Origin of the sequence: Bradyrhizobium sp. Ai1a-2 (assembly GCF_000426245.1) — a bacterium.
GTDB lineage: Bacteria > Pseudomonadota > Alphaproteobacteria > Rhizobiales > Xanthobacteraceae > Bradyrhizobium.
In genome coordinates this window covers 116129-130182 of the sequence record NZ_AUEZ01000004.1, presented here as the reverse complement: position 1 = coordinate 130182, position 14054 = coordinate 116129, and the positions used below count along the sequence as shown (strand labels likewise).

Below are 14054 nucleotides of genomic sequence, written 5' to 3'. Positions count from 1 at the left end.
TTAGTAGCAGCGCGAGGTCATTCCTCGCGTGGCGGTAATATGGGGGGCGGCAAACCTCTGCTTGCCGATTTGAAACTCCCGGCACCACCGGGGCCGGGCAGCGCAGAGGCTGTCACAATGGAAAATCGGACTCTCTTAATCCTGCTTGCCATCTTGGCGGGCTTGCTCATCTTGGTTGCCGTCTATCCGTCGTTAGGCCCTTGGCTGGCGGGGCGGTGATGATCAGAAATTTCCTGATCCGCGAGGCTGAAGACCTCGAATGGTGCGCCGAGCAACGCACCGCACAGCACAAGGTTGATGCCGCCGCGCACCTGACGAAGCTTGCGGCCGATATCAGGGCGCTCCGGCGGTCCATCCTGCATAGGCAGGTGACCGATGCCGCCGAGGCGTGCGCCGCCGAGGGCGCGATGCGGACCTTCGTAACGCGATGGCCTGCCCGGCGGCTCGGCGTCGGCATCTCGATATCGCCGAGCGGCGAGGAATGGCTGCGCGACATGCTGGATGCACTTGGCGAAGCCCGGCGCATCACACGCGCCGAGGCCGTTGCAGCACAGATGGAGGCCGCAACGGTCGCCGCGATGGCGGCCGTCGAGGGCGCGCTTGAACAGCTCAATGACAGACACCGCGCCGCAATCCTCGGCGGCGCGCTTCAACGATCAATGCCAGTGGCGAAGAGAAAATAAGCCGCGAAACGGCGCTGTGATCAACTCTCGCAAATGCGCCCGTTGATCACAGCCGTTTCTCGCATCCGTGAATGCCGAAGTATCGCTGTCAACACTGAGCACACGCCGCCCATCTGGATACATTCGCAACGCATCATCATAGTACGTGACATACTCCTACAAACGTGAAGCGAACAATGACTGATGCAGATGCCGCGATCAATCTCCGCGAATGTGAGGCGATCAGAGAATGGATTGATGCACGGTTCGACGGCGCGCCGGAGACCGAGCAATGAGCCGCTTGGACACCAAGCAAGCCGCCGAATATGTCGGGTGTGCCAAAAGCACGCTGGATATCATGCGCGTGAGAGGCGGCGGACCGAGATACATCAAGATCGGCAGAAAGGTGCTCTACAACTCCACCGATCTCGACAAATGGCTCGAACAGCACACGTTCACGTCAACCTCTGCCGAGCGCGCGGCGCGGGGCAGCGCTCGGGGATGACTTGAACGTGATAACATTGTCGGGGGCTGGCGTCGGTGTCGGTGTATCGAGCAGCGCCTTGATATGTGCGATGAACCTGTCGATCGCGGCGGTCTTTTCCGGCAGGTAATCCCAAACGTTATAGACCCCATCGACACCGGGAATCTTGTGGCCGTTCACCGCCTTCGCATGCAACTCGGGAATGCCGATGGCAATCATGAGGGTCCGGCAAGAACGGCGCAGGTCTCGGATTTGCCACGGCGCCATAGGCGGCCTGCCCTCCCGTTTCCGGATTTCCGCGATCTTCTTGTCGATTGCGATCTTCATCTTGCTGAAGCCGGAGATCGGCACGTCCCCGCCCGTCGTCGAGAACACGTAGCCATCCTTCGGCAGCTTCGGCAGCAATGCCTTGAGCGAGGGCGTGAGCGGCAGCACGTGGTTGACCTTGGTTTTGTAGCGGCCAGCCGGGACCATCCAGTTCGAATGCGCCTTATCCAGCTCGCGGCTGTGCATCTTCGAGACCTCGGAACGGCGTCCACCGGAGAACAGCACCGCCTTCCAATAGTGGGCGTGAACGTCACCAAGTTCATCGCTGGCGCGCCAGAGGTCGAGAACTTCATCGAACGGCAGGAACCGGTTTCGGGCCTTCTCCTTGGCTGGCTTCCTGCGCGTCATCGGCTGCGTGGCGAACTTGTCGTCACGGTCCCGCCACCACTCGAAAGCGGTCTTCAGGTGCGAGTGCACCCGGTTAGCCATCGGGCCGCCGCCCTTGGTGCCGCCGTTCTCCCGCACCTTGTCCAGCATGGCGACGATTTCCTTTCGGGTGACGTCATAGATCGCCTTCTCCCCGATCTCTGGCCGCACATGCCGGTCAAAGATGCCCGCGATTGCGTCGGCGCTCCGGAGCGGGTCGGACGGGTCGCGCGCGTACAGGCGAAGCCACTCGTCGATAACGTGGTTGACCGTGTTCTCGGTCTTGGCCTCCTCCATCTTCTTTTCGCCCGCCGGGTCGCGGCCTTCCTTGACCGCCACGACGGCCCGCTCGGCGAACGTGCGGGCCTGGTCGGGTGTCACCTCCCCCAAAAGGCCAAGCGCCAGATACGGCCGCCGCCCGCCAATGCTGTACTGGAACCCAAACGTGACCTTGCCGCTCGGCAGGCATACCGCCCGAAAGCCCCGGATGGCGTCGTCATAGATCGTCTCGCCCTTTGCGAGCGCGTCGACTGTGCGCTTGCTGATCCTGATCGGCTTTCTTTTCTGCTTAGCCATGGTGCTCTCTGCGCGGATTCGTGTAGCACCCATGTAGCACCGTGTAGCAAATTCGGTGCTACACGATCGATTGAGACGCGACGTGACGCGATGATGAAAAATGAAAAAAAGATAAGCGAATTCTAGCCTTTACGATTTTTGAACAACGATTAGAGCACGTTATAAAAATGGCCCCGATGCAACTTTTAATCATGGGGTCGAGGGTTCGAGTCCCTCCGCGCTCACCAGAAAATAGACGATGCATCAACAGCATAGCATCTGATCGACTCGGCGCAAACGGCCGTTTCCGAGCCCAGATTGTAAACCAGTTTACAAAGTCTGTTCTGCGGCTGTTCTTGGCGGAGCGTCAGCGATGATCGCAACGCTCCCGCGCATCGTTTCGGCCTTCGAACGCCGCTTCCCGGAACTCAGGTCCGCCGAGGGTTGCGCCGGGCTCTGCTGCTGGGCGTCAAGCTGGTTTCGGTTCTTCGCCCCCGGCGCTGAGGTCGTCTACCTGCTCGGCTCTCGGCGGTACTTCCCCAACCGGGTCGACGATTACCCGTCAAAGGACCCCTGTTTTTTTCACGCCGTCGCGGTGCTCCGCGGTCAAGCCTTCGACTGGACCCGCCGGCAACTCGACCCGCGCGCGCCGCATCCTTTCGTCCAACCGGCCACGGACTTGCGCCGGGATTGGATCCGGGTCGGTCGATCGCCCGAAGAACTGGGGCTTTGACCATGCACGTCCGGGTCACCCAGATCGACGGCGCGCTCCCCAACCTGGCGCTCATGCGGCTGGCCGCTCACCATCGCACCCGCGGCGACCAGGTGCACTTCACCCGCCGTGTCCGGCGAGAGCTCTTCGAACCGCCCTACGACGTCGTTTATGGCAGTGCCATCTTCAAGTTCTCGGCCGACCGGTTGGCCCGTTTCATGAACGAGTTCCCTGGGGCCATTGTCGGGGGGACCGGCACTGACAGCACAGTCACAGTCGAGAGGCTGATCGGCGACGCCGCCGGCCTCGACTACAGCCTCTACCCTGACTTCGAGGCCAGCATCGGTTTCACGCAGCGCGGCTGCCGGCTGTCATGCAAGTTCTGCGTCGTGCCGACGAAGGAAGGCAAGCCGCGGCAGGCCGCGACCATTGCGCAGGTCTGGCGCGGCGGCTCTACACCGAAACACCTGCACCTGCTCGACAACGATTTCTTCGGCCAACCCGATTGGCAGGGCCGGATCGCTGAGATCCGCGATGGCGGTTTCAAGGTCTGTTTTAGCCAGGGGATCAATGTCCGCGCCATGACTTCCGAGGTCGCGGCGGCGGTCGCTGGCGTCGAATACCGCTGCAATGAGTTCCGGCGCCGGCGCCTCTACACCGCCTGGGACAACCTGAAAGACGAAGAGGTCTTCTTCCACGGCGTCGACATACTCGAGGCTGCCGGCGTGCCTGCAAAGCATCTGATGGCCTACATGCTGGTTGGGTTCGACAAGCGCGAGACCTGGGAACGTATCCACCACCGTTTCAACCGCATGGTCGAGCGCGGCATCCTGCCCTACCCGATGCCATTCGACCAGGCGCGACGCGACCTCAAGCGCTTCCAACGCTGGGCTGTCACCGGCCTCTATCGATCGATCCCGTTCTCCGAATACGACGCGAACCTGAAAGCTAAACGCACGGCCAAGCGTCGGCGCGGCGACGGAGATCTCTTTGGAGACGTCTCGCCGTGATCACCTCAGCAATCATCGCAACCATCGTCGGAGTATTCGCCGGCGCCGTCGGCTTCAACCGAGTGGCGTTTTCGGCGCTCGGCCTCGCCATCATCTCACTCGCATGGAGGTATCTGCCATGAACCACGTCTGGTGGGCGGACAAGGACAATCAGCGGATCTGGCTTGGGATGGCTGTTGTGGCCGGCGTCTCATATTGGATCTGGCCCTGGCTGCTTCTGATCGAAGCCGCGCCGTTCGTAGCCCTGTTCATCTGGCTCGGCTTCTTCGTGAAGGGAGCGCCCTGGTATGCCTAAGACTGATGGCGAGGACCGGTGATGTTCTTTGGCCCGTACGAGCGCTATTTCGCTTGGCATCCAGTCCGCACCGAAGATTGGGGTTGGAAGTGGCTGCGGCTCGTCTATCGACGGCGAATTGTCAGCAAGGACTACCTTTTCAACACCGTGTCGGATCGGTGGTCTTACATGGGAGCACCGCAGATTTGCCCCGGGGACGGTCAATCATGATCGGATCTATCCCCTCGAATGCTCCGCTTATTCCGTACCTAATCTACGGATTCTGGGGATTGGCGGAACTCTCGCGACGTTGATCGTGCTGGTGCGTTTGCGCGCAAGGGGCCGGCGATGAGCATCGTCGATGACTTCGCAGCGATCGGCGCCAGGCTCAACGAGATTGAGCACAAGCAACCATCGCCGGACGATGACTGTCCAGTTTGCTTCAACGGCGGCTGGGAATGCTACAGCACGGGTTTCAACGATCCGCATTTCCAAGAATGCACCAGATGCCACAATCCGAAAGGTTTCCCACCACCATGAGTTGGCCTCGCAAATACAAGACCTTTTGGTGCGTCGTCGACGGACACGGCACGGCATTTCTCTGCAGTGCCAGGATCAGGCGCTCGTCATCAATAGCTGCATTCCTGGACGATGCCGACAAGGTGAAGCGAGATTGGCCATGGTGGCGACGCATCGGTTATGCGTGCCGGCGCGTTGATATCAAGGTTAGGAGCGCCGAGTCGTGACCGACGGCGTCCTGACAATTCAGAAGATCATGGATGCCATGAGGAGCGTCAGGCCGGCGCCGGCAGCACCGCGCGTGCTCTTCACCACCTCGGCGCTGAAGGAAACGACCGAGCGTCTATTTCCGGCCTCGCGGCATCGATCGCGCCGGATCCACAAGAAACTGGTCAAGCGGTTTGGCGGCGAGTTCCGGAAGGAGCCGGCGATGTGGCAGGTCGGCGGTACGATCTACGCCCACCCGGCTTTGAAGGTGCGGTTCGAGCAGCAATTGAAGCAAGCCGCCGAGCGTTCGCTCGAGAACGCGTTCTTCGGCGGCATGATGCGACCATGAAAGGGGAAGCCTATGAAGCTTGACGCCAAAGGCCGCTGCCCGAACTGCCTCAAAAAGCCTATCGCGTACCAGCGCGAACAGCGCTTCTTCTGCCATCGTTGCTGCCGGTCGTACGACATGAAGACTGGAGAGCAGCGCGACAATTGGGCATGGAAGCGCGGCGGCGATGGTCTTTGGGCAGCGACGCACAATACGGGCACGGCCGGCGACTATCAGCATGCGAAGCCGAGCGCGGCCGCAATCCGCCGCGCCTGATCAGGACACCGGAAGGAGAACGGCGAATGTCGCGTCGTGCGAAAGAACTCATCGGCACAGTAGTACCGGATCGCTGGATGGCCGAGCTGTTCTATCGGGGAGAGGACAAGCCGAGGTTGGTTCTCCTTGAAGAACTCGAAGATCTCGACGAGCTCGTCGAGCGCGGTCCGGACTGGAATACGATCGACCGCATCGTGATCACGCTCAATCGGCCGAGCGTCGAGCCGGTCAAGGAATCGCAATGAAGTTCGAACCGGTGCGTACCCTCGCCGATCTCGAGACACTTGATCGGGATCAGATTGTCGAAGGACATCTGTCGGCCGAGCGCGGCGACCCGGAGCCAGGCCCGAACCGCGGCCGATCGTTTTGGCATGGATGGAGGAATCGAATGATAGATCTGGGGGAGTTGCCTGGTGATGACGCGTCCAGGGCTTTGGCGCGTGAATACGTGGCGGCACAACGGCGCGCTGCGGAGAAAAGATCTTGATGAAACAGCAATGGGAATATCGATCGGAAAGCACCCTCCCCGGCGAAAGCTGGTACGACCTTCTACGCAAGCTGGGCCCGCGAAGGTTGGGAGGCATGGCATACCGAGCGCAGTGAAAATGGTGCCCGGGAAATCTACTTCAAGCGACCACGACAAGGTGATGGCCTATGAATGATCTGGTCTTCCGAGCTCGCGAATTCGCGCGGAAGAAGCACGTGAAGCAGCTGCGCGAATACACCGGCGAACCGTACTTCGTTCATCTCGAGGAAGTTGCCCGCATCGTGGAGCGCGCCGGCATGTCCGAGACCGCGATCGCCGCGGCGTGGCTTCACGACACCGTGGAAGACACCGATGCCTCAATCCCGGAGATCTGCGCAAAGTTCGGATCCGGCGTCGCGCTGATCGTGCACTATCTCACCGATACGCCGCCAACGCCGGGCTTGAACCGCGCGCGCCGGAAGGAGATCGACCGCTCTCGGCTCGCGACGGCTGGGGCCGAAAGCCAAGGTGTGAAGTGCGCAGACCTGATCAGCAACACGTCGACAATCGCAAAGCACAATCCAGGCTTCGCCAAGACGTATCTGCCGGAGAAGCGCGCCACGCTCGAGATCCTGACGAAGGCGCCGGCATCGCTCCTGGAGCAGGCGTGGGCTTCTCTCCGCCAGGCCGAACTCGACCTGATTGATGCGTCCCCTGAATTCTGAACGAGGAACGAGATGAAAACCATCGAGATCAAATGCGACGGCTGCGGAGCTGACATCACGTCGACGGGAAATTGCTTCGACTATCGACTTGCTCTCGTCGTCGAGACGCGGGCCGTGCAAGGTCCATCTGTGACCGCTATGGCCGTGTCATTGCCCCTCGACCGCGATCACCATTACTGCGGAATCAACTGCCTCGACCAGTGGCGCGATCGAAAGCGGTATGAGGCAAAGCTGTGGTCAGATTGGAACCAGCAGTGGAAGGAAGAGTACGCCACTAGAGACCCTTCTAGACGCATCTTGGCGTGGCAGTCTCCGCCTCGGGAGATCCTGGATGCTAGGCGGTCCGAGTTCGAAGCCGCGGCGCTCGCCGCATTTCCAATGAAGGTGACAACATGATGGACTTGATCGAACGGCTGACGAACGCGACCGAGTCATCGTTCGAGCTCAATGCCGCCATCGCCCGACTCGACTTCTATCGCGAGATGGAAGGCGACATGGCGGACGACGAGATCCCGGATTTTTTAGCATCGATCGACGCAGCCCTGACCTTGGTGCCGGCCGAGTACACTTGGAACATCAACGAGTGGGGGATGGTGCAGCTATTCCGCAAGGAGAAGTATCCGACGGGCACCGGCCGCGGGATCGAGGTATCGGACAAGGTCCGACCGGCAGCGATTGCAATCTGCATCGCGGCGCTGCGCGCACGTCTCGCGCTTGAAGGGATGGCAGGAGCGGCAGGAATCGAACCCACGTAGCCGGGTTTGGAGGCCGGCGTCTTACCACTAGACGACACTCCCAAGAATGGTCCCGACTCGCGGTGCTGCCCCGCGTTTTCCCGGTCCACAACCGAGCGCCTTAGCTGATAGACGAAGTCGGAGAATGGATGGTCGCAGGTAGCGGCTTCGAACCGCCCTATCCCGATTTATGAGACCGAGACCCTACCCGAGAGGCCCTGCGATGATCACGTTGAAAACCGATACGATGAAACGGTGCGGCACCTGCGCTCGCGCGTGCTATCGCCAGGACGGCATGATCGCTTGCGGTGCTCCCGTAGATCAGGACGCCATCATGGGACGCGGAGGCGTCAACCCGATCTGGGCGGAGCGAAAGTACAACCTCGACCGAATTGGTGGACTCGTAACCGCGCTGTCGCGGGCGCAGAAAGGATTGCCTCCGGATCTGCAATCTGACGCCAAGCTGGCACGTGAACCGGAAGGAAGCGATGCCGAGTGCATGCATCCGAACGACGGCAACACCTGCAGAATGTGGCAACAGCACCCGGATCTCGCCGGCGATGACGAAGACTGGCGTGACTGCACCATGCTCGGAAGCCAGTACGAGGAACAAATCTCCACCAGCGGCAAGCGCAGGCACCGGCCTCTGAGGCTCGACATGGTCGGCGTGCGCGACCGATTCGGCGACGAACGCGGCATCGGCGATTGGCGGCCAGGTGCTGGCCCGGGGAGCGCGATTTGAACGCGCGCGGCGATCGCCGACCACCGCTTCAAAGGCGGGTACCTTAACCTGGCTCGGTCATCCCCGAATTGATGGCGCTCCCTACGGGGATCGAACCCGTTTCCTCACTGTGAAAGAGTGATATCCTAGCCAGTAGACGAAGGGAGCAATATGAAAGATCTGTCGAAAATGATGCTGGCGCTCCAGCAGTTCTGTCGCCAGCACAATCTCGAAATGCCGGCCGCGGTCGATATTCGTTTCGCCGACGAGACGGCGGCGCGTCAATTCAACAGCGCCATCAAACTCGAATATCGCGCGATGGGATCGGAAGCGACTTTCAATCTCGAGGCCAGAAAAGTCGACACCCTTTGCGGCACTCCGCTGCGCATCGGCTATGGCGATAAGGCCGGCTTCGCTGTCGAGATCTGATTGTTGGTGCGGGCTAGGTGGATCGAACACCTACCTCTTGGATGGAAGCCAAGCGCGCACCCCAGTACGCCAAGCCCGCTATGGAAGGATTTCTGATGGGGACCATGACAGAATATGTTCGCCGTTCCGATGAGATCATCGTCGACGGAAAACTCGACGTCTATTTTGAAGATAGCGAACTCTTTGCATGGGCACGCGATCAGCAAAAGTTTGCAACTGGGTTGGCCCCGCGCACCGACACCGCAGTCGGCCGCTTCATGGATTGGCGGAGAGGACAGGGATCGAACCTGCGCATCCCGAAGGACTCGGCGCCTTAGCAAGGCGCTGCCTTACCGCTCGGCCACCTCTCCAATTCGAAAGGAACAAATCAATGAGCCCAGACCAGGAACGAGCCTACGTCGAAGGCAGCCGGGCGGCATGGCGCAAGATGCTGCTCGAGGCCCTGACAAATCTCGGCGGTGAGGAGCGGGACAATCATGATTGGCTCATCGAGCGCGGAAAAGCGATCGCAGCTTTGCGCCGGATCTGCGCCGAGCACGGCGACAACGATTGGCCCGACGATCTGAGCCTGGTCGACATCATCGAGAAACATCTCGCAAGACATCTGTCCGATTAGTTGGCGCGCTCGGAAGGACTCGAACCCTCATGCGGCGGAGTAGAAATCCGCTGGCCGTCCAGTTGGCCCACGAGCGCGTGCAAAAGATCTGAAAAAAATCTTCGATTTTGGCGTTTTTGTTCCATGGATGCGCGAACGGGAGTCGAACCCGTCTTCACGGTTTTGCAGACCGCGTCCTAACCGCCCGGACCTCGCGCGATAAAATTGGCAGGGGATGCCGGATTCGAACCGACGGTGCCGCGGTCAGAGCGCGGTGCTTTAAGCCACTAAGCTAATCCCCGATGGAAGAGCGAGGCGCGTGCGCCCCGCTCGAGTCGTTAGCCGCGAACGAAATCCGCCATGACGAGCGGTGCCGCGGCGTCGAAGCCGACGACATCAAGCATGCCGGCGTCGCTCGGATCCGCGATCGAGAAGCCGGTCGACGTCATGCCGACCACCACCAGCTTGGCTGGAATGCCCGTCTTCTGCCGATACTGCTGGAGGGCCTTGACCGGATGGACGTCTCCGGCCCAAGTCTCGCTATCGGTATAGACATAGAAGGCATCGACCTCGAGGCCCTTCTCCAGCGCGTACAGCATCGGAAGGGCACAGTCCGTTCCACCGAAAGGCAGATTTGACACCGCTCTCACGGCGTCGGTCAGGCGCTGGCGCGGTGAGATCGCCAAAGGCGACAACCCAGCCTCGCCGCCACCCCATTGCCCGCCGTAGCGCCGCTGAGCGTGACCCGCCGATGTGAAGCCGACCACATGGGTCTGCTTCTCAGTCGACATGGTGACCAGTGCCAGTGCCGCCGTGGCATCGCGGCAGGAGATCGGAGATCCCATGATCGGAGAGCCCATCGAACCCGAAACGTCCAGCGCGATGAGAATCCGCTTGCCGCTCGCCTGCACGTTGGCGAACGCCTTGTAGAAGGCGCCGTCGAGCGCATCGACCACGGCCCGGGACGGGTCCCATGCACCAGCACCCCGAACACCGCGGCCGGACGAATAGACTGCCATGGCCAACAGGATCGAGAACGGGTGCAGGCGGGATTTCCGGATTGCGGATTCATCGGACAACCGGCTGACCACGACGGCCTCGGACTCCGACAGCGGCTTGATGGCGCCGAGCCGGGACATATTGCCGAGATTGCGGACCATGGCGCCGAGCCCAAGAGTCGGGAGCATGGCGCGCCATGCATCCGGATCTCCATTGTACTCGGTCGGCAGCGCTTCCCAAGGCAGGCGGTGCTCCTTGATGAGGTCGAGGACATGCCCCTTCCCCAAATCCGGAGTCATCGCCTTCAGGTGAGCCTGCACGATCGCCGGGAGTTCTCCGCCGGGATCGAGCCCGCGCATCCAGCGATAGAGCGCGATCCGCGCCGGCGACTCCGAGGCGGCCGGGTGGGCTGTCTGGAGGAGCCGCTTGTGCGAGTAGCCCTCGCGCTCGCGGTATTTGATGGCCTGGTACGCCACGTCATCCAGGGACTTCGAGTTGTACCAGTTCGCGATCGCCGTCTTCAGCGACCGTCCCCAGCCACGGCCGAGCGATCGCGCCGCCTTGACGAACTGGAACAAGTGCGTCGCGGTCCGGCAGATCTTCGGGACAGCCGCCAACGCGAGCTGGCGCACCTTCTGGTCGGCATGCACGGCGCCGATGGCCAGGACGAAGATGGCCGGATCGTTCTTCGGCGCCCTGCCCTGATCAGAGATTTCGACCGTACGCGCGACGGTGCGGGCCGGATCCGCGGCGTAGCACTCGTCGACGACCTTGGCGTTCTCGCGGGTCAGCGCCCGCGCGGTCTGGTAATAGGTCGGCGCATCGCTGCCGAGGATCAGGAAGCGGTCGAGCCGCGCCCAATTGTCGATCGCGAATACGAAACCACCGGCGTTGTTCTTGACCTGCCGCGCATTCAGCGGCTCGCTCTGCGGCACGTCAGCCGCGATCAGTCCTGCATACTTCATGTTGGCCTCCTCTGAGTTGGTGAGGCCGATCAACTCGAACGAACGGGAGAGCGGAAATCGGGGTTCGGTGCAAGTTTCAAGATTGCTGATAACCGAATTCCTGGGGCTCGTTCGAGTTGATGGGCCTCCGAGATGGCAGACCGGTTTGCGGGGCCGAGCGTGATGGCGAGATCGCGTTTACACGGCCTTGCGGCCATGGCGGGAGTCGAACCTGCTATATCCAGATAAGCGAACCTCTGGGGCTCGGTCCCGCAAACCAGTCTGTCGAAAACCTCAAAGGTGACCGGACGAACGTGAGAGCGAAGATCGGGATTTAGCGCTCTACCACTGAGCTATCGGGATTTCTCCCGAGACGGATTCGAACCGCCGACCTCTACCTTAGCAAGGGTAACCGAACTTCTGGGGCTCGTCCGATATCTTTGAGGGCGAACGTAAGAACGGCGATCGGGGCTTTTCCATCAATGGTTGGATAACCGAACGCCTGGGGCTCGCCCAAAAAATCAAGCCCGCGGGATAGATCGCACGTCTCAACGATCGCAGAAGAACTTCTTGCGATGTTATCAACGGGCAGATGATGGTCAGCGTGGGTGGATTCGAACCACCGATCCCCTGCTTCCAAGGCAGGTAGGGACGACCAGGCTCCCCTACACGCTGATGATTTGGAGCCCGCGGCAGGAGTCGAACCTGCATGCTCCAGTTACGGTACTTCTGCTTCGTAGGCAGAGCCGGTTACGCGGGCAAACTCTCGCCTCGCCGAGGTTTCCCCTCGACTTCTCGTCTCGATGCGCGCGGCGCGCTTCGCCTGAGACCTGCCGATCGACCAGGTCCGCCCCGAGATCACGTCCAGCGCTGCGCCGATCCGCGCGCGGCTGAGAAGCTGCCGGCACTGACCGGCGCTCCACCTCGCGCGTCCTGGCGCTCGCTTCGAATTGGCACTGCCAGCCGGACTCGAACCGGCGTCGACCGGCTGAGAACCGGGCATCCTGGCCACTAGACGATGGCAGCATTGGTCCCATTTTGCCGCATCATTTGATGCGCCGATTCGGGACCTTGTCGGTTGGCTGCTCGGGCAGGCTTCGAACCTGCAGTGCCTTTCGGCGCGCGATTAACAGTCGCGAGGGTCTACCAATTCCCCCACCGAGCAATATGCAGGTCCAGCCAAACCGGCAGGTCGACCGCCAAAGTGCAGGTCGACCGAAAATCGGCAGGTCGTGCTGGTGATGATGGTGGAGAGCGTCGGTACCGCCCCGACCGCGCCGATGGTGCAAACATCAGCTGCGCCCTTGCGCGCTCCCCGTTGTCGTGGTGCCTGGAGATGGGATCGAACCACCGGCGCGCGCCGCTTCAAGACGCCGCTCTACCACTGAGCTATCCAGGCGAATTTGGACAGGGCGGATGGATTCGCACCACCTCACACCGGGCGATCAACTCCGGCTCGCGCCTTTCCATCAGCCGGAGCGACCGGCATCTGGTGCGCGCCCCCTCAAAAATTGGTGCGGACAGGCGGAGTCGAACCGCCGCTGCGAGCATGGCATACTCGCCGACTGCCGTAATCTTTTGTCCGCGTTGAAGATGGTGGGTAACCCGTGAATCGAACACGGCATGCGCTAAGGCGCAGGGTTTACAGCCCCGCTCAGTCACCAGACTTGGCGTTACCCGAGAATGAAGAAGTCCGCTGCCAGGCGATCTCGCGCCCTCCATCCCTATCCAGAGCCCCCGAACTGAATCAGGGGTTGCGGGCCCGGCTTGCAGGCGCCGCCTGGCAGCAGAGATTGGGGTGCGGATCCTTGGCTCAAAACGTCCCCGCATTGTCCGGTCGCTCCACCCGGCCCAATTCGAGATCTTGTCGTTAGTCCATGACGGCTGACGACAATGGCTTGAAGAGCACGGCACGAACGGCGCAGTCCTTCGCCTCGAGGAGTTTCCGCATGGCCGTCGCACTTTCCGGATTGGTCGGAAGCGATCGCGCCATTTCCCGTGCCAGATCGCCGAATGGCGCACTGACCGCCTGGAGGTGCGGCGGCAGGTGCTCGTAAGCGAAGAACTGAAGCAGCGCGTCCATGGCATTCACCTCCAAGTTGGTTGCAGGGGTCGGAATCGAACCGACTTTGCCTTTCGGCATCAGGTTATGAGCCTGATCAGCGCCCGGTGCTCGACCCTGCGATAGGTGCCGAGGCTTCCAACTCCTCAGGCATGTCCCGGGTACATCCGCCGTAGACAGAATAGATCGCGCGCTCGGCCTTCAGGATCTCACCCCGAGTGAGCCAGCCGCGCAGGGCATCCGCAATGTGATCCGGTACCGGAAAGCCGCCAGCAGGATGGCCGGGCAGCGGCATGACGAGTTCTGTACCGGCCTCGCCGAGGACAGCGCCGCCGTCGATGCCCAGAACAACACCGCCGCTCGCCGGCGCCGATCGTGCAGCACCTGCACCACCGAGCAAGCCCAGGGCGGCACCGAGAAAGCCTCGTCGCGAAATGCTCATGGCGATCGCGGATAGGCCACGATTATGGGAGCAGCGTGGCGGAGAGCCGAGGACATGAGCCTCACACCTTGCGGTGCCATCGGTTTTCGAAGCCGTGCCGGCGCGCCTGTCCGGTTGACTCTCCAAGGTGGCGGACAGCGGCGGGCTCGATCCGCAGCGCCGAGGCGCCCACTCCGCTTCCAACGGAGGCCGGCCGCCCGGCCGGTTCACTGCCCAA

General features: G+C 61.5%; 20 protein-coding genes and 17 tRNA genes. 17 read left to right on the top strand and 20 right to left on the bottom strand.

The window, feature by feature from the left end:
• Window positions 1-218: 218 nt before the first annotated feature.
• Both K288_RS0104920 and K288_RS44700 read left to right on the top strand, forming a co-directional pair.
• The gene (locus tag K288_RS0104920; RefSeq protein ID WP_152535389.1) at window positions 219-683 is read left to right on the top strand and encodes a hypothetical protein; all 465 of its coding nucleotides are present in this window, start codon (window positions 219-221) and stop codon (window positions 681-683) included.
• 271 nt (window positions 684-954) lie between these two features.
• Complete coding sequence (locus tag K288_RS44700; protein WP_043159323.1) at window positions 955-1167, top strand: helix-turn-helix domain-containing protein; 213 nt, start codon at window positions 955-957, stop codon at window positions 1165-1167.
• Here the strand turns inward: K288_RS44700 and K288_RS0104905 are convergent.
• Window positions 1123-2415 (bottom strand): integrase family protein, encoded by a 1293-nt coding sequence (locus tag K288_RS0104905; RefSeq protein ID WP_027578524.1) that lies wholly within the window; start codon window positions 2413-2415, stop codon window positions 1123-1125. The two genes, K288_RS44700 and K288_RS0104905, sit on opposite strands and share 45 nt — an antisense overlap.
• A gap of 152 nt (window positions 2416-2567) precedes the next feature.
• On the opposite strand from K288_RS0104905, the gene K288_RS0104900 reads away from it, so the two are divergent.
• The 12 genes from K288_RS0104900 to K288_RS50370 all read left to right on the top strand — a co-directional run bounded on the left by K288_RS0104900 (window position 2568) and on the right by K288_RS50370 (window position 7666).
• A tRNA-Ser gene (locus K288_RS0104900) sits at window positions 2568-2642 on the top strand.
• A gap of 125 nt (window positions 2643-2767) precedes the next feature.
• Window positions 2768-3127, top strand: a complete 360-nt coding sequence (locus K288_RS0104895; protein WP_027578523.1) for a hypothetical protein — start codon at window positions 2768-2770, stop codon at window positions 3125-3127.
• Between the two features lie 2 nt (window positions 3128-3129).
• A complete protein-coding gene (locus K288_RS0104890) occupies window positions 3130-4116 on the top strand; it encodes a hypothetical protein (RefSeq protein WP_244443058.1) in 987 nt (328 codons plus the stop codon).
• Window positions 4113-4238, top strand: a complete 126-nt coding sequence (locus K288_RS55500) for a hypothetical protein (protein WP_256378813.1) — start codon at window positions 4113-4115, stop codon at window positions 4236-4238. Before K288_RS0104890 ends, K288_RS55500 begins: the two co-directional genes overlap by 4 nt.
• Complete coding sequence (locus tag K288_RS53505; RefSeq protein WP_160168932.1) at window positions 4235-4411, top strand: hypothetical protein; 177 nt, start codon at window positions 4235-4237, stop codon at window positions 4409-4411. The genes K288_RS55500 and K288_RS53505 overlap by 4 nt, the downstream gene beginning before the upstream one ends.
• Before the next feature lie 327 nt (window positions 4412-4738).
• Complete coding sequence (locus K288_RS0104875) at window positions 4739-4930, top strand: hypothetical protein (protein ID WP_027578521.1); 192 nt, start codon at window positions 4739-4741, stop codon at window positions 4928-4930.
• Between the two features lie 202 nt (window positions 4931-5132).
• A complete protein-coding gene (locus K288_RS0104870) occupies window positions 5133-5465 on the top strand; it encodes a hypothetical protein (protein ID WP_027578520.1) in 333 nt (110 codons plus the stop codon).
• Window positions 5466-5477: 12 nt separating this feature from the next.
• Entirely contained in the window at window positions 5478-5720 is a 243-nt protein-coding gene (locus K288_RS0104865; RefSeq protein WP_027578519.1) for a hypothetical protein, read from the top strand.
• A gap of 26 nt (window positions 5721-5746) precedes the next feature.
• Complete coding sequence (locus K288_RS52140) at window positions 5747-5965, top strand: hypothetical protein (RefSeq protein WP_152535388.1); 219 nt, start codon at window positions 5747-5749, stop codon at window positions 5963-5965.
• Between the two features lie 409 nt (window positions 5966-6374).
• Window positions 6375-6911 carry an HD domain-containing protein gene (locus K288_RS44695; RefSeq protein WP_043159322.1) on the top strand — a complete coding sequence of 179 codons (537 nt, stop codon included), beginning with the start codon at window positions 6375-6377 and terminating at the stop codon, window positions 6909-6911.
• A 12-nt stretch (window positions 6912-6923) separates the two neighbouring features.
• Window positions 6924-7307: a hypothetical protein gene (locus tag K288_RS0104850; RefSeq protein ID WP_027578518.1), complete on the top strand. Its 384-nt coding sequence runs from the start codon at window positions 6924-6926 to the stop codon at window positions 7305-7307.
• Window positions 7304-7666: a hypothetical protein gene (locus K288_RS50370; protein WP_152535387.1), complete on the top strand. Its 363-nt coding sequence runs from the start codon at window positions 7304-7306 to the stop codon at window positions 7664-7666. The genes K288_RS0104850 and K288_RS50370 overlap by 4 nt, the downstream gene beginning before the upstream one ends.
• Here K288_RS50370 and K288_RS0104840 read toward each other — a convergent pair.
• A tRNA-Trp gene (locus K288_RS0104840) sits at window positions 7635-7708 on the bottom strand. The two genes, K288_RS50370 and K288_RS0104840, sit on opposite strands and share 32 nt — an antisense overlap.
• An 87-nt stretch (window positions 7709-7795) precedes the next feature.
• A tRNA-Met gene (locus tag K288_RS52135) sits at window positions 7796-7868 on the bottom strand.
• Here K288_RS52135 and K288_RS50365 point away from each other — a divergent pair.
• On the top strand, window positions 7869-8387 hold the full coding sequence (locus K288_RS50365) for a hypothetical protein (RefSeq protein WP_027578516.1): 519 nt from the start codon (window positions 7869-7871) through the stop codon (window positions 8385-8387). It abuts the tRNA gene before it with no gap.
• Here K288_RS50365 and K288_RS0104830 read toward each other — a convergent pair.
• Both K288_RS0104830 and K288_RS0104825 read right to left on the bottom strand, forming a co-directional pair.
• A tRNA-Gln gene (locus tag K288_RS0104830) sits at window positions 8366-8454 on the bottom strand. The genes K288_RS50365 and K288_RS0104830 overlap by 22 nt on opposite strands.
• Before the next feature lie 5 nt (window positions 8455-8459).
• A tRNA-Glu gene (locus tag K288_RS0104825) sits at window positions 8460-8534 on the bottom strand.
• Window positions 8535-8537: 3 nt separating this feature from the next.
• On the opposite strand from K288_RS0104825, the gene K288_RS0104820 reads away from it, so the two are divergent.
• Window positions 8538-8795: a hypothetical protein gene (locus K288_RS0104820; RefSeq protein WP_043159321.1), complete on the top strand. Its 258-nt coding sequence runs from the start codon at window positions 8538-8540 to the stop codon at window positions 8793-8795.
• A 4-nt stretch (window positions 8796-8799) separates the two neighbouring features.
• Here K288_RS0104820 and K288_RS0104815 read toward each other — a convergent pair.
• A tRNA-Gly gene (locus tag K288_RS0104815) sits at window positions 8800-8874 on the bottom strand.
• A gap of 184 nt (window positions 8875-9058) precedes the next feature.
• Window positions 9059-9145 (bottom strand) — tRNA-Ser (locus K288_RS0104810).
• Window positions 9146-9165: 20 nt separating this feature from the next.
• Here K288_RS0104810 and K288_RS0104805 point away from each other — a divergent pair.
• Window positions 9166-9411, top strand: coding sequence for a hypothetical protein (locus K288_RS0104805; RefSeq protein ID WP_027578514.1), 246 nt, complete (start codon window positions 9166-9168; stop codon window positions 9409-9411).
• Window position 9412: 1 nt separating this feature from the next.
• Here the strand turns inward: K288_RS0104805 and K288_RS0104800 are convergent.
• The 13 genes from K288_RS0104800 to K288_RS0104755 all read right to left on the bottom strand — a co-directional run bounded on the left by K288_RS0104800 (window position 9413) and on the right by K288_RS0104755 (window position 13837).
• Window positions 9413-9488, bottom strand: a tRNA-Arg gene (locus K288_RS0104800).
• A 47-nt stretch (window positions 9489-9535) separates the two neighbouring features.
• Window positions 9536-9609 (bottom strand) — tRNA-Cys (locus tag K288_RS0104795).
• Window positions 9610-9616: 7 nt separating this feature from the next.
• Window positions 9617-9692, bottom strand: a tRNA-Gln gene (locus K288_RS0104790).
• Window positions 9693-9728: 36 nt separating this feature from the next.
• Window positions 9729-11354 carry a TROVE domain-containing protein gene (locus tag K288_RS0104785; RefSeq protein WP_051334367.1) on the bottom strand — a complete coding sequence of 542 codons (1626 nt, stop codon included), beginning with the start codon at window positions 11352-11354 and terminating at the stop codon, window positions 9729-9731.
• A gap of 575 nt (window positions 11355-11929) precedes the next feature.
• A tRNA-Pro gene (locus K288_RS0104780) sits at window positions 11930-12008 on the bottom strand.
• A 6-nt stretch (window positions 12009-12014) separates the two neighbouring features.
• Window positions 12015-12093: transfer RNA gene (locus K288_RS52130), tRNA-OTHER, on the bottom strand.
• A 191-nt stretch (window positions 12094-12284) separates the two neighbouring features.
• A tRNA-Glu gene (locus K288_RS0104775) sits at window positions 12285-12359 on the bottom strand.
• Window positions 12360-12412: 53 nt separating this feature from the next.
• Window positions 12413-12498: transfer RNA gene (locus K288_RS0104770), tRNA-Asn, on the bottom strand.
• Between the two features lie 159 nt (window positions 12499-12657).
• Window positions 12658-12732, bottom strand: a tRNA-Phe gene (locus K288_RS0104765).
• A 113-nt stretch (window positions 12733-12845) separates the two neighbouring features.
• Window positions 12846-12919 (bottom strand) — tRNA-Gly (locus tag K288_RS52125).
• A gap of 284 nt (window positions 12920-13203) precedes the next feature.
• Window positions 13204-13416, bottom strand: coding sequence for a hypothetical protein (locus K288_RS0104760; protein WP_043159354.1), 213 nt, complete (start codon window positions 13414-13416; stop codon window positions 13204-13206).
• Between the two features lie 17 nt (window positions 13417-13433).
• Window positions 13434-13517: transfer RNA gene (locus K288_RS52120), tRNA-Met, on the bottom strand.
• On the bottom strand, window positions 13493-13837 hold the full coding sequence (locus tag K288_RS0104755) for a hypothetical protein (protein WP_027578511.1): 345 nt from the start codon (window positions 13835-13837) through the stop codon (window positions 13493-13495). Before K288_RS0104755 ends, K288_RS52120 begins: the two co-directional genes overlap by 25 nt.
• Between the last annotated feature and the right edge of the window lie 217 nt (window positions 13838-14054).

Excerpts from the sequence above, each read along its gene's own strand:
- K288_RS0104920 (WP_152535389.1), top strand. The coding sequence starts at position 219 with ATGATCAGAAATTTCCTGATCCGCGAGGCTGAAGACCTCGAATGGTGC.
- K288_RS0104755 (WP_027578511.1), bottom strand. The coding sequence starts at position 13,837 with ATGAGCATTTCGCGACGAGGCTTTCTCGGTGCCGCCCTGGGCTTGCTC.
- K288_RS0104850 (WP_027578518.1), top strand. The coding sequence starts at position 6,924 with ATGAAAACCATCGAGATCAAATGCGACGGCTGCGGAGCTGACATCACG.
- K288_RS53505 (WP_160168932.1), top strand. The coding sequence starts at position 4,235 with ATGAACCACGTCTGGTGGGCGGACAAGGACAATCAGCGGATCTGGCTT.
- K288_RS0104875 (WP_027578521.1), top strand. The coding sequence starts at position 4,739 with ATGAGCATCGTCGATGACTTCGCAGCGATCGGCGCCAGGCTCAACGAG.
- K288_RS44695 (WP_043159322.1), top strand. The coding sequence starts at position 6,375 with ATGAATGATCTGGTCTTCCGAGCTCGCGAATTCGCGCGGAAGAAGCAC.
- K288_RS0104895 (WP_027578523.1), top strand. The coding sequence starts at position 2,768 with ATGATCGCAACGCTCCCGCGCATCGTTTCGGCCTTCGAACGCCGCTTC.
- K288_RS0104785 (WP_051334367.1), bottom strand. The coding sequence starts at position 11,354 with ATGAAGTATGCAGGACTGATCGCGGCTGACGTGCCGCAGAGCGAGCCG.
- K288_RS52140 (WP_152535388.1), top strand. The coding sequence starts at position 5,747 with ATGTCGCGTCGTGCGAAAGAACTCATCGGCACAGTAGTACCGGATCGC.
- K288_RS50365 (WP_027578516.1), top strand. The coding sequence starts at position 7,869 with ATGATCACGTTGAAAACCGATACGATGAAACGGTGCGGCACCTGCGCT.
- K288_RS44700 (WP_043159323.1), top strand. The coding sequence starts at position 955 with ATGAGCCGCTTGGACACCAAGCAAGCCGCCGAATATGTCGGGTGTGCC.
- K288_RS50370 (WP_152535387.1), top strand. The coding sequence starts at position 7,304 with ATGATGGACTTGATCGAACGGCTGACGAACGCGACCGAGTCATCGTTC.
- K288_RS0104805 (WP_027578514.1), top strand. The coding sequence starts at position 9,166 with ATGAGCCCAGACCAGGAACGAGCCTACGTCGAAGGCAGCCGGGCGGCA.
- K288_RS0104905 (WP_027578524.1), bottom strand. The coding sequence starts at position 2,415 with ATGGCTAAGCAGAAAAGAAAGCCGATCAGGATCAGCAAGCGCACAGTC.
- K288_RS0104865 (WP_027578519.1), top strand. The coding sequence starts at position 5,478 with ATGAAGCTTGACGCCAAAGGCCGCTGCCCGAACTGCCTCAAAAAGCCT.
- K288_RS0104890 (WP_244443058.1), top strand. The coding sequence starts at position 3,130 with ATGCACGTCCGGGTCACCCAGATCGACGGCGCGCTCCCCAACCTGGCG.
- K288_RS0104760 (WP_043159354.1), bottom strand. The coding sequence starts at position 13,416 with ATGGACGCGCTGCTTCAGTTCTTCGCTTACGAGCACCTGCCGCCGCAC.
- K288_RS0104820 (WP_043159321.1), top strand. The coding sequence starts at position 8,538 with ATGAAAGATCTGTCGAAAATGATGCTGGCGCTCCAGCAGTTCTGTCGC.